Source organism: Roseateles violae (genome assembly GCF_030410485.1).
Taxonomy (GTDB): domain Bacteria; phylum Pseudomonadota; class Gammaproteobacteria; order Burkholderiales; family Burkholderiaceae_C; genus Roseateles_D; species Roseateles_D violae.
Map to the genome: position 1 here is coordinate 722,136 of NZ_JAUHHC010000002.1, position 13,309 is coordinate 735,444.

Below are 13,309 nucleotides of genomic sequence, written 5' to 3' on the forward strand. Positions count from 1 at the left end.
TTGTTTCCTCTTGGGAAATCGCATCGAGTCTGATGTTTTTCTAGGTTTTAACTATGGCCACCATCCCTTTGACCAAGTACGGCGCTGAAAAGCTCAAGGAGGAGCTGCATCGACTGAAATCGGTCGAGCGGCATGCCGTCATCCAGGCCATTGCCGAGGCGCGAGCCCAGGGCGATCTGTCCGAAAACGCCGAGTACGAAGCCGCCAAGGACAAGCAGGGCTTCATCGAAGGCCGCATCCTCGAGATCGAAGGCAAGCTGGCCGCCGCCCAGATCATCGACCCGGCGGCCGTCGATGCCGGCGGCCGCATCGTCTTCGGCACGACCGTCGATCTGGAAGAGGAAAGCAGCGGCGCCGAGGTGACCTACCAGATCGTCGGCGACGACGAGGCCGACCTGAAGCTGGGCAAGATCTCGATCAGCTCGCCGATCGCCCGCGCCTTGATCGGCAAGGAAGCCGGCGACGTCGCCGAGGTGCAGGCGCCGGGTGGCGTCAAGCGCTACGAGGTCGTCGAAGTCCGCTACGTCTGATGCTCGTCCGCAGCCAAGCCCTGCTGGCCGCCCTCTGGGGCGGTCTTTTGCTTTGTGTCGCCTTTCTTGCCGCGCCGAGTGCGTTTGCGGTGCTCGAACGCGCGCAGGCCGGCGCCTACGTCGCTCGCGTGTTCGCGCTGGAGGCGAATATCAGCCTGGCGGCGGCGCTGCTGCTGATGCTGATCGAGCGGCGCCTGGCCCGCGACGCCGGCGGCCGCGGCTTCACGGCCGGGTTCCTGCTGCCGGCCGGCGCGCTGTTCTGCACGGTGGCCGGCTATTTCGCGCTGCAGCCGATGATGGCCGCGGCGCGGGCCGGGCAGGGCAGCGTCTCTTTCATGACGCTGCATGCGGTCTCGTTCGGTTTTTACGGGCTCAAGACCTTGCTGGTCCTGGCCCTGGCCTGGCGCGCCAGCAAGCCTCAGTTGGCCTGAGACTGCTTCTTGACGCTGCTGACGCGCTTCTTGGCGCGCTTGATCTCGCCGCCCTGGGCGACGCGCTGGTTGCCCAGCAGATTGACCTTCTTGACCTGCGGGCGGTGGTTGCCGCTCTTGGAGAACTTGACGATCTTAACCACGCGCGGGCCGGGCTTGCCGTCCTCGCGCTCGGCCGCTTCCTTCTCGGGAATCGGCCGCCACAGCACCAGCAGCTTGCCGATATGCTGGATGGGCGCGGCGCCGAGCTGGTCGGCCAGGATCTGCAGCATGCCCTCGCGGCCGGCGCGGTCGTCGGAGAACACGCGCACCTTGATCAGGCCATGGGCCTTCAGGGCCTGGTCGCATTCCTTGACGACGGCGGGGGTCAGACCATCGCCGCCGATCATCACGACCGGGTCGAGATGATGGGCGTCGGCGCGTTTTTCCTTGCGCTGGGCAGGAGTGAGTTGAATTGCGGGCATACCCGTATTATGTCCCGACCGGGGTTTCGCACCCTTTTATCGGCGCAGCCGAACGAGTTCCGATGCGGGCGAGCGCCCGCGGATGCACGATGAAAATCCAAACAAAGAGCAAAAAAGTTAACAAGGCGTGGCTTAACAATCATGTCAGCGACCCTTATGTGAAGCTGGCCCAGAAGGAGGGCTTTCGTGCGCGCGCGGCCTACAAGCTGAAGGAAATCGACGAGGAATTGAAGCTGATTCGGCCGGGCCAGGTCGTCGTCGATCTCGGCGCGGCGCCGGGTGCCTGGAGCCAGTATTTGCGCCGGCGCTTCGCGCCCAAGGAGGCGGGCGTCGGCGGCGCCGCGGTCGGTGCCTTGAACGGCACCATCATCGCGCTGGATCTGCTGGACTTCGAGCCCATCGAGGGCGTGCAGTTCATCCAGGGTGACTTCCAGGAGGAGGCGGTGCTGCGTCAGCTCGAAGAGGCGCTGGCCGGCCGCGCGGTCGATCTTGTCGTCTCGGACATGGCCCCCAATCTATCGGGCATCGAGAGCACCGACGCGGCGCGCATCGCCGGCCTGGTCGAGCTGGCGATCGATTTCGGCCAGCAGCATCTGAAGCCGGAGGGCGCGCTGGTGGCCAAGGTCTTTCACGGCAGCGGCTATTCGCAGCTGGTGGAGGCCTTCAAGGCGAGCTTCAAAAAGGTCAAGGCGATCAAGCCCAAGGCTTCGCGGGATCGCTCCTCGGAGACTTTCTTGATCGGCATTGGCGTGAAAAAGCCGGCGGGCCAAGCCTAAACACCGGCATTGTCCAGGGGAAAGCGGCCGGGCGTTTCCCCTTGACTGCAATAGAATCAACCCCATATCGCATGCAGGGCGCCGCTCGTCGGGCGGGCCGCATGATTGGAATTAAGGAGTCGCGGTGAACAATCAGTGGTTCTCGAAGGTGGCCGTCTGGATAGTGATTGCCTTGGTGCTGTTCACGGTCTTCAAGCAGTTCGACCGCGGAGCCAGCCAGGGCAACCAGATCGGCTATTCGGAATTCCTGGATGAGGTCCAGGCGCGCCGGATCAAGAACGTCACCCTGCAAGAGGGTGGCGCCGGCACCGAGATCCTGGCCGAGACCAATGACGGCAAGAAGCTGCGCGTCACGGCGACCTATCTGGACCGCGGCCTGGTCGGCGATCTGCGCAACAACGGCGTCAAGTTCGACGTCAAGCCGCGCGAGGAGCAGTCCTTCCTGCTGTCGATGCTGATCAGCTGGGGGCCGATGCTGCTCTTGATCGGCGTCTGGGTGTATTTCATGCGCCAGATGCAGGGTGGTGGCAAGGGCGGCGCCTTCAGCTTCGGCAAGAGCAAGGCCCGCATGCTGGACGAGGCCAATAACACGACGACCTTCTCCGACGTGGCCGGCTGCGACGAGGCCAAGGAAGAGGTCAAGGAACTGGTCGACTTCCTGAAGGACCCGCAGAAGTTCCAGAAGCTGGGCGGTCGCATCCCGCGCGGCGTGCTGCTGGTCGGCCCTCCGGGCACCGGCAAGACCCTGCTGGCCAAGGCGATCGCCGGCGAGGCCAAGGTGCCGTTCTTCTCAATCTCCGGTTCGGACTTCGTCGAGATGTTCGTCGGCGTCGGTGCGGCCCGCGTGCGTGACATGTTCGAGCAGGCCAAGAAGAGCGCGCCCTGCATCATCTTCGTCGACGAAATCGACGCGGTCGGTCGCCATCGCGGTGCGGGTCTCGGCGGCGGCAACGACGAGCGCGAGCAGACGCTGAACCAGATGCTGGTCGAGATGGACGGTTTCGAGACCAATCTCGGCGTCATCGTGATGGCCGCGACCAACCGTCCGGACATCCTCGACCCGGCCCTGCTGCGCCCGGGCCGCTTCGACCGCCAGGTCTATGTGACCCTGCCGGACGTGCGCGGCCGCGAGCAGATCCTGAACGTGCACATGCGCAAGGTGCCGGTCGGCCAGGACATCCGCGCCGACATCCTGGCGCGCGGCACCCCGGGCTTCTCAGGCGCCGATCTGGCCAATCTGGTCAACGAGGCGGCCCTGTTCGCCGCGCGCCGCAACGGCCGCGTCGTCGAGATGGTCGACTTCGAGAAGGCCAAGGACAAGATCATGATGGGCCCCGAGCGCAAGTCCATGGTCATGCCCGAGGAAGAGCGCAAGAACACCGCCTACCACGAGGCTGGCCATGCGCTGGTCGCGCGCCTGATGCCCAAGACCGATCCGGTCCACAAGGTGACGGTGATCCCGCGCGGCCGGGCGCTGGGCGTGACGATGCAGCTGCCCGAGGGCGACCGCTACAGCATGGACAAGGAGCGCATGCTGTCGACGATCTCGGTGCTGTTCGGCGGCCGCATCGCCGAAGAGGTGTTCATGAACCAGATGACCACCGGTGCGTCCAACGACTTCGAGCGCGCGACCCAGATCGCCCGCGACATGGTTACGCGCTACGGCATGACCGACGAACTGGGCCCGATGGTCTATGCCGAGAACGAGGGCGAGGTCTTCCTGGGCCGCTCGGTGACCAAGACGACCAGCATGTCCGAGGAGACGATGCGCAAGGTCGACGCGGTGATCCGCCGCATCATCGACGAGCAGTACTCGATCGCGCGCAAGCTGATCGAGGACAACACCGACAAGATGCATGCGATGGCCAAGGCCCTGCTCGAGTGGGAAACCATCGACAGCGACCAGATCGACGACATCATGGACAACCGCCCGCCGCGTCCGCCCAAGGACTGGTCGGCGCCCAGCGGTGGCAAGAGCGACGGTTCGGTGCCGCCGGTCACCGGCAACCCAGCCGCCGTCGTCTGAGGCCAGCGCCGCAAGGCCCAGAAGGGTCGGTCCGCAAGGCCGGCCCTTTTTCATTCCAGCCCCAGTTTCGAGCACAGCGATGCAGTGGCAGACCCGCCGTTTTCAGATCGACCTGAGCCGCCCGCGGGTGATGGCCATCGTCAATGTGACGCCCGACTCGTTCTCGGACGGCGGCCAGCATGACACGGCGCAGGCGGCGATCGCACATTGCCGCCGCCTGGTCGAGGAGGGCGCCGACATCCTCGACATCGGCGGCGAATCGACCCGCCCGGGCGCGCGGCAGCTGGGTGTCGACGAGGAATGGCAGCGCATCGAGCCGGTGCTGGCCGCCGCCGTCGAGATGGGCGTGCCGGTCTCGGTCGACACCTGCAAGACCGAGGTGATGCGCCGCGCGCTGGCCGCCGGCGCCGACATCATCAACGACGTTCAGGCGCTTCAGCACGCCGGCGCGGTCGAGCTGCTGGCCGCGCATCCGGATGCCGGTGTCTGCCTGATGCATATGCGCGGCGAGCCGGCGACGATGCAGGGCCTGACCGATTACGGCGATGTGGTCCGCGAGGTCGCGGATTTCCTTGGCCGGCGCGCCGCAGCGCTGCGCGCCACCGGCATCGCGGCGGAGCGCATCGTGCTCGATCCCGGCTATGGCTTCGCGAAGAACAGCGAGCAGAACCTCGAACTTTTGTGCCGGCAGCATGAGTTGCTGGCGCTCGGCCATCCGCTGCTGATCGGCTGGTCGCGCAAACGCACGCTCGGCGATCTGACCGGAAGGCCGGTCGGCGAGCGCCTGGGTGCCAGCATCGCCGCGGCGCTGGCCGCCATTGCCGGCGGAGCGCGCATCGTCCGCGTGCACGATGCCGCGGCCACCGTCGATGCGATCAAGGTCTGGCTCGCGGCCGGCGGCGAGTTCGTGGCGATGCGAGACAATCGCGCTTTACAAAGTCCAGGAGGACGCTCGCAATGAGCCGTAAGTATTTCGGAACCGATGGCATTCGAGGCACGGTCGGTCAGTCGCCGATCACGCCGGACTTCATGCTGCGCCTGGGCCATGCGGTCGGCCAGGTGCTGCGCAAGAGCAGCAATGGTGGCCGCCCCAGCGTGCTGATCGGCAAGGACACGCGCATCTCCGGCTACATGATCGAATCGGCGCTGGAGGCAGGCTTTGCCTCGGCCGGCGTCGACGTGCTCTTGACCGGCCCGCTGCCGACGCCGGGCGTCGCCTACCTGACCCGCGCCTTGCGCCAGGACCTGGGCGTCGTCATCAGCGCCTCGCACAACCCCTTTGCCGACAACGGCATCAAGTTTTTCTCGGCCAAGGGCGAGAAGCTGCCCGATGCCTGGGAGCAGGCCGTCGAGCAGGCGCTGGAAGAGCCGCCGCACTGGATCGATTCGGCCAACCTGGGCCGGGCGCGCCGCATCGACGATGCGCGCGGCCGCTATATCGAGTTCTGCAAGAACTGCTTCGGCTCCGACCTGAGTCTGCGCGGCCTGAAGATCGTCGTCGACGCCGCCCATGGCGCCGCCTACAACGTCGCGCCCGATGTCTTCCACGAGCTCGGCGCCGAGGTGATCGCGATCGGCTGCAAGCCGGACGGCTTCAATATCAATGCCGGCTTCGGCGCGACCGCGCCGGCGGCCCTGGTCGCGGCGGTCAAGCAGCATGGCGCGCATTACGGTATCGCGCTGGACGGCGATGCCGACCGGCTGCAGCTGGTCGATGCCGAAGGGCGTCTCTACAACGGCGACGAGCTGCTCTATGTGATGGTCGCCGATCGCCTGGGCCAGGGCTTGCAGGTGCCCGGCGCCGTCGGCACGCTGATGACCAATATGGCGGTCGAGCTGGCGCTGAAGTCGCGCGACGTCGAATTCGTGCGCGCCAAGGTCGGCGACCGCTATGTGCTGGAAGAACTGGCCGCGCGCGGCTGGCAGCTGGGCGGCGAGGGTTCGGGCCATCTGCTGGCGCTGGACAAGCACACGACCGGCGACGGCATCGTCAGCGCGCTCTTGGTGCTGCAGGCGATCAGCCGCACCGGCAAGAGCTTGGCCGAGCAGCTGGCCGCGGTCCATCTGTTCCCGCAGACCCTGATCAATGTGCGGCTGCAGCCCGGCCAGGATTGGAAGAGCAATGCCCGCCTGGCGCAGGAGCAGGCCGAGGTGACGGCCGAGCTGGGCGAGCGCGGCCGCGTCTTGATCCGTGCCTCGGGCACCGAACCGCTGCTGCGCGTGATGGTCGAGGCCAGCGAGGCGGCCCTGGCCCAGCAATGCGCGCAGCGCCTGGCCGAGGCGGTGAAAGCCGCCTGAGGCAGGCATTCCAAGGGCTGTCACGCGAAATGTGACAGCCCGGCCGGCTGTCACCGGCCTGTCACACAGGGATCCTAGGATGGCGAGCGTTGCCATTCACCCACCTGACAGGTCGCAGATGAAATACAGCTTCTCGATTCGCAGCACTCTTCTTCTGGCCGCCGGCCTGGCCCTGCTGCCGCTGGCGCAGGCGCAGGACGTCACCGGCGCCGGCGCCTCCTTCCCGGCCCCGGTCTATGCCAAGTGGGCCGATGCCTATCACAAGGCCACCGGCGCGCGCATCAACTACCAGTCGGTCGGCTCCGGCGCCGGCATCAAGCAGATCAAGGCCAAGACGGTCGATTTCGGCGCCTCCGACATGCCGCTGAAGGACGAGGAGCTGGCCGCCGACGGCCTGATCCAGTTCCCGACCGTGATCGGCGGCGTCGTGCCGGTCGTCAACATCAAGGGCATCGCCCCGGGCCAGCTGAAGCTGACCGGCCAGGTGCTGGGCGACATCTACCTCGGCAAGATCAAGAAGTGGAACGACGCCGCGATCGCCGACCTGAACCCCGGCCTGGCCCTGCCGGACGCGGCGATCGCCGTGGTCCAGCGTGCCGACGGCTCGGGCACCAGCTTCCTGTTCACCAACTACCTGTCCAAGGTCAATGCCGACTGGAAGAGCCAAGTCGGCGAGGGCACGGCCGTCAAGTGGCCGACCGGCACCGGCGGCAAGGGCAACGAGGGCGTGTCGACCTTCGTGATGCGCCTGCCCAACGCGATCGGCTACGTCGAGTACGCCTACGCCAAGCAGAACAAGATGACCCATGTGCAGCTGAAGAACCAGGCCGGCAACTTCGTCTCGCCCAGCGACGATGCCTTCAAGGCCGCCGCCGCCGGCGCCCAGTGGAACAAGAGCTTCTACCAGGTGCTGACCGAGCAGGCCGGCAAGGACAGCTGGCCGATCAGCGGCGCCACCTTCATCCTGATGCACAAGTCGCAGGAGAAGCCCGCCTCCGCCTCCGCCACCCTGAAGTTCTTCGACTGGGCCTATGGCGCCAACGGCGACAAGATGGCCGATGATCTGGACTATGTGGCCCTGCCGGCCGCGCTGAAGGACCTGATCCGCAAGCAATGGGCGGACAATCTGAAGGACAGCGGCGGCAAGGCGATCGCCTACAAGTAAATTCCAGCCTGCCGCCGGCGGCCCGATGTGACGGCGTGCACATCGGGCCTGTTTGCGGAGCTGCCTACCACCATTCGCGGAGGTCCCTTGGCCGCCATCTTCCCCGCCAATCCGCTGGACATCGCCGAGCGCGAGGAGTTCATCGAGCGGGCCCAGCCGCACACGCCGCCGCCGACCCGCCGCCGCGTCGCGCCCTGGGCCGATACCGTGTTCGCGGCCCTGACGCAGGGCGCCGCCTGGCTGACCCTGGCCCTGATGCTGGGCATCCTGCTCACCCTGCTGGTCGGCGCCGCGCCGGCGATCCGCGAGTTCGGCCTGGCCTTTCTGTGGACCAGCGACTGGGACCCGGTGCAGAACAGGTTCGGCGGCCTGGTGATGATCTACGGCACCCTGGCCAGTTCGCTGATCGCGCTCTTGATCGCGGTGCCGGTCAGCTTCGGCATCGCGCTGTTCCTGACCGAGCTGTCGCCGGGCTGGCTGAAGCGCCCGCTGGGCACAGCGATCGAGCTGCTGGCCGCCGTGCCGTCCATCGTCTACGGCATGTGGGGTCTGCTGGTCTTCGGCCCGCTGCTGGCCACCTATGTGCAGCAGCCGCTGCAGGCGCTGCTGGGCGGCGTACCGGTGCTGGGCAGCCTGGTGTCGGGGCCGCCGGTGGGCATCGGCATCCTGTCGGCCGGCATCATCCTGGCCATCATGATCATTCCCTTCATCGCCTCGGTGATGCGCGATGTGTTCGAGGTCACGCCGCCGATGCTCAAGGAGAGTGCCTACGGCCTCGGTTCGACGACCTGGGAGGTCGTCTCCAAGATCGTGCTGCCCTATACCAAGACCGGCGTCGTCGGCGGCGTCATGCTGGGCCTGGGCCGCGCCCTCGGCGAGACCATGGCCGTCACCTTCGTGATCGGCAATATGAACCAGCTGAACTCGCTGTCGGTGTTCGAGGCGGCCAACAGCATCACCTCGGCGCTGGCCAACGAGTTCGCCGAAGCCGGCGATGGCCTGCACCAGGCCTCGCTGATCTATCTGGGCCTGGTGCTGTTCTTCATCACCTTCGTCGTGCTGGCCTGCTCCAAGCTGCTGCTGAACCGCCTGAAGAAGAACGAGGGAGCGCGCTCGTGAGCAAGAACGCCACTGCCATGGCCACCGGCCGCCAGCGCATGCAGGCCAGGCGCCGCCGCATCAACGCCCTGGCCCTGAGCCTGTCGCTGGCCGCGATGGCCTTCGGCGTGTTCTGGCTGGTCTGGATCCTGTTCGAGACCGTGCGTCTGGGGCTGGACGGCCTGAGCCTGGCCACCTTCACCGAGATGACGCCGCCGCCGCTGGCCGAGGAGGGCGGTCTGGCCAATGCGATCTTCGGCTCGCTGCTGATGGTGCTGCTGGCCACCGCGATCGGCACGCCGATCGGCATCCTGGCCGGCGTCTACCTGGCCGAATACGGCCAGAAGACGCGGCTCGGCGGCGCCGTGCGCTTCATCAACGACATCCTCTTGTCGGCGCCCAGCATCGTGATCGGCCTGTTCATCTATTCGCTGGTGGTCGCGCGGATGAAGAGCTTCTCGGGCCTGGCCGGCATCCTGGCGCTGGCGCTGATCGTCATTCCGGTGGTCATCCGCACGACCGAGAACATGCTGAGCCTGATCCCGAACGCGCTGCGCGAGGCCGCCTACGCCTTGGGCACGCCGAAGTGGAAGGTGATCCTGTCGGTGACCTTGAAGGCGGCAAGGGCCGGCGTGATCACCGGCGTGCTGCTGGCGCTGGCGCGGATCTCCGGCGAGACGGCGCCGCTCTTGTTCACCGCGCTGTCCAACCAGTTCTGGACCAGCTCGCTGACCGAGCCGATGGCCAGCCTGCCGGTGACGATCTTCAAGTTCGCGATGAGCCCCTACGAGAACTGGCAGAAGCTCGCCTGGGCGGGGGTCTTCATCATCACGATCGGCGTGCTGCTGCTGAACATCCTGGCGCGCGTGCTGTTCAAGAACAAGCATTGAGAGAAGAAACGCCATGGACGCCAAAATCGACCTGCCCGTGAACGAGCGCGCCAAGCTGGCGGTGCGCGATCTGAATTTCTACTACGGCAACTTCCACGCGCTGAAGAACATCAATCTGGACATCCCGGAGCACAAGGTCACCGCCTTCATCGGCCCTTCGGGCTGCGGCAAGTCGACCCTGCTGCGCACGCTGAACCGGATGTTCGAGCTCTACCCGGAGCAGCGCGCCCAGGGCCAGATCCTGCTCGACGGCGAAGACATCCTGAAGAGCCGCGAGGACGTCTCGCTGATCCGCGCCAAGATCGGCATGGTGTTCCAGAAGCCGACGCCCTTCCCGATGTCGATCTACGACAACATCGCCTTTGGCGTGCGCCTCTTTGAGACGCTGCCGCGGGTCGAGATGGACGAGCGGGTCGAATGGGCGCTGAAGAAGGCGGCGCTGTGGACCGAGGTCAAGGACAAGCTGAACCAGAGCGGCTCGGGCCTCTCGGGCGGCCAGCAGCAGCGCCTGTGCATCGCGCGCGGCATCGCGATCAAGCCCGAGGTGCTCCTGCTGGACGAGCCCTGCTCGGCGCTGGACCCGATCTCGACCGGCAAAATCGAGGAGCTGATCCACGAGCTGAAGGGCGAGTACACGGTCGCCATCGTCACCCACAACATGCAGCAGGCGGCGCGTTGCTCGGACTACACCGCCTATATGTATCTGGGCGATCTGATCGAGTTCGGGCCGACGGCCGAGCTATTCATGAAGCCCAAGCGCAAAGATACCGAGGACTACATCACCGGCCGGTTCGGCTGAGCGGGAGGAAAAGGCCATGAGCGACAAGCATCTTTCGACCCAATTCGACGCCGAGCTGAGCAGCATCTCGACGCGCGTGCTGGAGATGGGCGGCATCGTCGAGGCCCAGGTCGCGCAGGCGGTGCAGGCGCTGACGACCGTTAGCGGCGAGATCGCCAGCCATGTGCTGCAGGTCGAGGAGAAGGTCAATGCGATGGAGATCGAGATCGACCGCAATCTGCACAGCATCATCGCGCGGCGCCAGCCGACCGCGCGCGATCTGCGCCTCTTGATCGCGGTGTCTAAGACGATCGCCAATCTGGAGCGCGTCGGCGACGAGGCCGCGCGCATCGCCCGCACCGTGCAGCGCCTGATCAACTCGGGCGTGTCCAGCCGGCTGCGCCTGCCGATGTCGGATCTCGAGTTCGAGGCCGAGCTGGCCACCGCGCAGCTGCGCAAGGCGCTCGACGCCTTCGCGCGGCTCGATGTCGCGCGCGCGCTGGAGGTGCTCAAGCAGGACGATCTGATCGACAAGGAATTCGACGGCCTGATGCGCAAGCTGATCACCTACATGATGGAAGACCCGCGCACGATCTCCTCGGCGATCGACCTGGTCTTCGTCGCCAAGGCGATCGAGCGGGTCGGCGACCATGCGAAGAACCTCGCCGAGGTGATCATCTATGTGGTCAAGGGCACGGACGTGCGGCACAACACGCCCGAGGCCGTCGAGACGATGGTGAAATGACGATGAGCCGAATCCTGGTGGTCGAGGACGAGTCGGCGATCGCCGAGCTGATCTCCATCAATCTGCGCCACGCCGGCTTCGAGGTCGTCGTCGCGGCCGATGCCGAGCAGGCGCAACAAGAGATCGACCGCGTGCTGCCCGAGCTGGTGCTCTTGGACTGGATGCTGCCGGGCCAGTCGGGCCTGGCGCTGGCGCGGCAGTGGCGCTCGGCCGCGCGCACCAAGGAGCTGCCCATCATCATGCTGACCGCGCGCGCCGACGAGGGCGACAAGGTCTCGGGGCTGGATGCCGGCGCCGACGACTACCTGACCAAGCCCTTCTCGACCAAGGAACTGCTGGCACGCATCCGCGCGGTGCTGCGCCGCAAGGCGCCGGAGGCGCTGGACAGCGTGGTCGAGCTCGGCGGTCTGTGCCTCGATCCCGGCACGCGCCGGGTCAGCCGCGAGGGCGCCGAGGTCAAGCTCGGGCCCACGGAGTTCCGCCTGCTGCATTTCCTGATGACGCATCCGGAGCGCGTGCACAGCCGCTCGCAGCTGCTGGACCGCGTCTGGGGCGATCATGTCTTCATCGAGGAACGCACCGTCGACGTCCATGTGAAGCGCTTGCGCGAAGCGCTGGACAAGGTGCAGTGCGCGCGCATGGTCGAGACGGTGCGCGGTGCCGGCTACCGGCTGACGCAGCAGCTCGATATGCTGTCGGCCGGCTGAGCGGCGCGAGGCGAATGGCTGCCGGACCCCTGAGCTGGCTCTTGCCCCGCCTGGTGCTGGCGGTGCTGGCCGTCCTGCTCGGCACCCTGCTGGGCCACTGGATCGGCGGCCTGCTGCCGGTGCCGATGCTGGCCGAGCTGCTGTCGGCCCTGAGCGGCGTGGCGGCCCTGGTGCTGATCGATGGCTGGCGCGGCCACCGCCTGCTGCAGTGGCTGCGCGGCAGCCAGGAGAGCGCCGCGCCGCGCGACACCGGCCTGTTCGGCGAGCTGGCCTACCGGATCGAGCGGGCGGTGCGCGAGCGCGACAAGACCATCGTGCGCGAACGCCTGCAACTGGCGCAGTTCCTGTCGGCGATCGAGGCCTCGCCGAACGGCGTGCTGATGCTGGACGGGCGCGACCATATCCACTGGTGCAACCGCGTCGCGGCCGACCATTTCGCGCTCGACCCGCAGCGCGACCTGCGCCAGCGCATCACCAATCTGGTCCGCGCGCCGGCCTTCGTCGGCTATCTGCAGGCCGGCCAGTTTGCCGAGCCGCTGCTGCTGCCGAATGTGCGCGGCCCCGGCATGCTGGCGGTGATCGTGCGCCGTTATGGCGAGGGCATGAAGCTGGTGCTGTCGCAGGACATCACCGAGCGCGAGCGTGCCGACTCGATGCGGCGCGACTTCGTCGCCAATGTCTCGCACGAGATCCGCACGCCGCTGACGGTGCTGGCCGGCTTCATCGAGACCATGAGCAGCCTGCCGCTGAGCCCGGCCGAGCGCGAGCGCGTGCTGGGCCTGATGGACCAGCAGGCGCAGCGCATGCAGACCCTGGTCAGCGATCTGCTGACCCTGGCGCAGCTGGAGGGCAGCCCGCGGCCGGCGCCGGACCGCTGGCTCTCGCTGGACGCGCTGCTCGCCCGCATTGCCGCCGAGGCGCGCGCCTTGTCGGCCGGCCGGCACCGCATCGCGGTGCAGGAGGATACCCAGGTCGAACTGGCTGGCATCGAGGCCGAGCTGCACAGCGCTGTTGCCAATCTGCTGAGCAATGCGGTGCGCTACACGCCGGACGGTGGCGAGATCGACCTGGCCTGGCGCTGGCTGCCCGATGGCGGCGGCGAGCTGAGCGTCAGCGACACCGGCCCGGGCATCGCGCGCGAGCATCTGCCGCGGCTCAGCGAGCGCTTCTACCGCGTCGACGGCAGCCGCTCGCGCGAGACCGGCGGCACGGGTCTGGGCCTGTCCATCGTCAAGCATGTGGTGCAGCGGCATGGCGGCGAGCTGCAGATCCAGAGCGAGCCCGGCCAGGGCTCCTGTTTCAAGCTGGTCCTGCCAGCGGCGCGGGCGCGGCCCTCCGGCGAAGCGGCGCTGGGCGCCGAGGCCGCGTTGGCGCCGGCGACCGGCAGCAGCGACTGACGCC

The 13,309-nt window shown here is 67.0% G+C and carries 14 protein-coding genes; 13 read left to right on the forward strand and 1 reads right to left on the reverse strand.

Features of this window, described 5'->3' with window-relative positions:
- The first annotated feature begins 53 nt into the window (after window positions 1–53).
- Window positions 54–530: a transcription elongation factor GreA gene (greA, locus tag QWJ38_RS08825; protein ID WP_290358681.1), complete on the forward strand. Its 477-nt coding sequence runs from the start codon at window positions 54–56 to the stop codon at window positions 528–530.
- Window positions 530–961, forward strand: coding sequence for a DUF4149 domain-containing protein (locus QWJ38_RS08830; protein WP_290358682.1), 432 nt, complete (start codon window positions 530–532; stop codon window positions 959–961). The genes greA and QWJ38_RS08830 overlap by 1 nt, the downstream gene beginning before the upstream one ends.
- Here the strand turns inward: QWJ38_RS08830 and QWJ38_RS08835 are convergent.
- Window positions 949–1,425, reverse strand: a complete 477-nt coding sequence (locus QWJ38_RS08835; RefSeq protein ID WP_290358683.1) for a YhbY family RNA-binding protein — start codon at window positions 1,423–1,425, stop codon at window positions 949–951. The genes QWJ38_RS08830 and QWJ38_RS08835 overlap by 13 nt on opposite strands.
- A gap of 89 nt (window positions 1,426–1,514) precedes the next feature.
- On the opposite strand from QWJ38_RS08835, the gene QWJ38_RS08840 reads away from it, so the two are divergent.
- The 11 genes from QWJ38_RS08840 (at window position 1,515) to phoR (ending at window position 13,305) form a co-directional block, all read left to right on the forward strand.
- The gene (locus QWJ38_RS08840) at window positions 1,515–2,201 is read left to right on the forward strand and encodes an RlmE family RNA methyltransferase (RefSeq protein ID WP_290358981.1); all 687 of its coding nucleotides are present in this window, start codon (window positions 1,515–1,517) and stop codon (window positions 2,199–2,201) included.
- A 124-nt stretch (window positions 2,202–2,325) separates the two neighbouring features.
- Complete coding sequence (gene ftsH / locus QWJ38_RS08845; protein ID WP_290358684.1) at window positions 2,326–4,227, forward strand: ATP-dependent zinc metalloprotease FtsH; 1,902 nt, start codon at window positions 2,326–2,328, stop codon at window positions 4,225–4,227.
- A gap of 79 nt (window positions 4,228–4,306) precedes the next feature.
- Window positions 4,307–5,188: a dihydropteroate synthase gene (folP, locus tag QWJ38_RS08850; RefSeq protein WP_290358685.1), complete on the forward strand. Its 882-nt coding sequence runs from the start codon at window positions 4,307–4,309 to the stop codon at window positions 5,186–5,188.
- On the forward strand, window positions 5,185–6,525 hold the full coding sequence (glmM, locus tag QWJ38_RS08855; protein WP_290358686.1) for a phosphoglucosamine mutase: 1,341 nt from the start codon (window positions 5,185–5,187) through the stop codon (window positions 6,523–6,525). The genes folP and glmM overlap by 4 nt, the downstream gene beginning before the upstream one ends.
- Window positions 6,526–6,643: 118 nt before the next feature.
- Entirely contained in the window at window positions 6,644–7,690 is a 1,047-nt protein-coding gene (pstS, locus tag QWJ38_RS08860) for a phosphate ABC transporter substrate-binding protein PstS (protein WP_290358687.1), read from the forward strand.
- 141 nt (window positions 7,691–7,831) lie between these two features.
- Window positions 7,832–8,809 carry a phosphate ABC transporter permease PstC gene (gene pstC / locus QWJ38_RS08865; protein ID WP_290358982.1) on the forward strand — a complete coding sequence of 326 codons (978 nt, stop codon included), beginning with the start codon at window positions 7,832–7,834 and terminating at the stop codon, window positions 8,807–8,809.
- Window positions 8,806–9,678 (forward strand): phosphate ABC transporter permease PstA, encoded by an 873-nt coding sequence (gene pstA / locus QWJ38_RS08870; protein WP_290358688.1) that lies wholly within the window; start codon window positions 8,806–8,808, stop codon window positions 9,676–9,678. Before pstC ends, pstA begins: the two co-directional genes overlap by 4 nt.
- A 13-nt stretch (window positions 9,679–9,691) precedes the next feature.
- Window positions 9,692–10,477, forward strand: a complete 786-nt coding sequence (gene pstB, locus QWJ38_RS08875) for a phosphate ABC transporter ATP-binding protein PstB (protein ID WP_290358689.1) — start codon at window positions 9,692–9,694, stop codon at window positions 10,475–10,477.
- A 16-nt stretch (window positions 10,478–10,493) separates the two neighbouring features.
- Complete coding sequence (phoU, locus tag QWJ38_RS08880; protein ID WP_290358690.1) at window positions 10,494–11,201, forward strand: phosphate signaling complex protein PhoU; 708 nt, start codon at window positions 10,494–10,496, stop codon at window positions 11,199–11,201.
- Between the two features lie 2 nt (window positions 11,202–11,203).
- Entirely contained in the window at window positions 11,204–11,908 is a 705-nt protein-coding gene (phoB, locus tag QWJ38_RS08885) for a phosphate regulon transcriptional regulator PhoB (protein ID WP_290358983.1), read from the forward strand.
- Window positions 11,909–11,922: 14 nt separating this feature from the next.
- Window positions 11,923–13,305, forward strand: a complete 1,383-nt coding sequence (gene phoR / locus QWJ38_RS08890; protein WP_290358691.1) for a phosphate regulon sensor histidine kinase PhoR — start codon at window positions 11,923–11,925, stop codon at window positions 13,303–13,305.
- The last annotated feature ends 4 nt before the right edge of the window (window positions 13,306–13,309 follow it).

Excerpts from the sequence above, each read along its gene's own strand:
- greA (WP_290358681.1), top strand. The coding sequence starts at position 54 with ATGGCCACCATCCCTTTGACCAAGTACGGCGCTGAAAAGCTCAAGGAG.
- QWJ38_RS08830 (WP_290358682.1), top strand. The coding sequence starts at position 530 with ATGCTCGTCCGCAGCCAAGCCCTGCTGGCCGCCCTCTGGGGCGGTCTT.
- QWJ38_RS08835 (WP_290358683.1), bottom strand. The coding sequence starts at position 1,425 with ATGCCCGCAATTCAACTCACTCCTGCCCAGCGCAAGGAAAAACGCGCC.
- QWJ38_RS08840 (WP_290358981.1), top strand. The coding sequence starts at position 1,515 with ATGAAAATCCAAACAAAGAGCAAAAAAGTTAACAAGGCGTGGCTTAAC.
- folP (WP_290358685.1), top strand. The coding sequence starts at position 4,307 with ATGCAGTGGCAGACCCGCCGTTTTCAGATCGACCTGAGCCGCCCGCGG.
- glmM (WP_290358686.1), top strand. The coding sequence starts at position 5,185 with ATGAGCCGTAAGTATTTCGGAACCGATGGCATTCGAGGCACGGTCGGT.
- pstS (WP_290358687.1), top strand. The coding sequence starts at position 6,644 with ATGAAATACAGCTTCTCGATTCGCAGCACTCTTCTTCTGGCCGCCGGC.
- pstB (WP_290358689.1), top strand. The coding sequence starts at position 9,692 with ATGGACGCCAAAATCGACCTGCCCGTGAACGAGCGCGCCAAGCTGGCG.
- phoU (WP_290358690.1), top strand. The coding sequence starts at position 10,494 with ATGAGCGACAAGCATCTTTCGACCCAATTCGACGCCGAGCTGAGCAGC.
- phoB (WP_290358983.1), top strand. The coding sequence starts at position 11,204 with ATGAGCCGAATCCTGGTGGTCGAGGACGAGTCGGCGATCGCCGAGCTG.
- phoR (WP_290358691.1), top strand. The coding sequence starts at position 11,923 with ATGGCTGCCGGACCCCTGAGCTGGCTCTTGCCCCGCCTGGTGCTGGCG.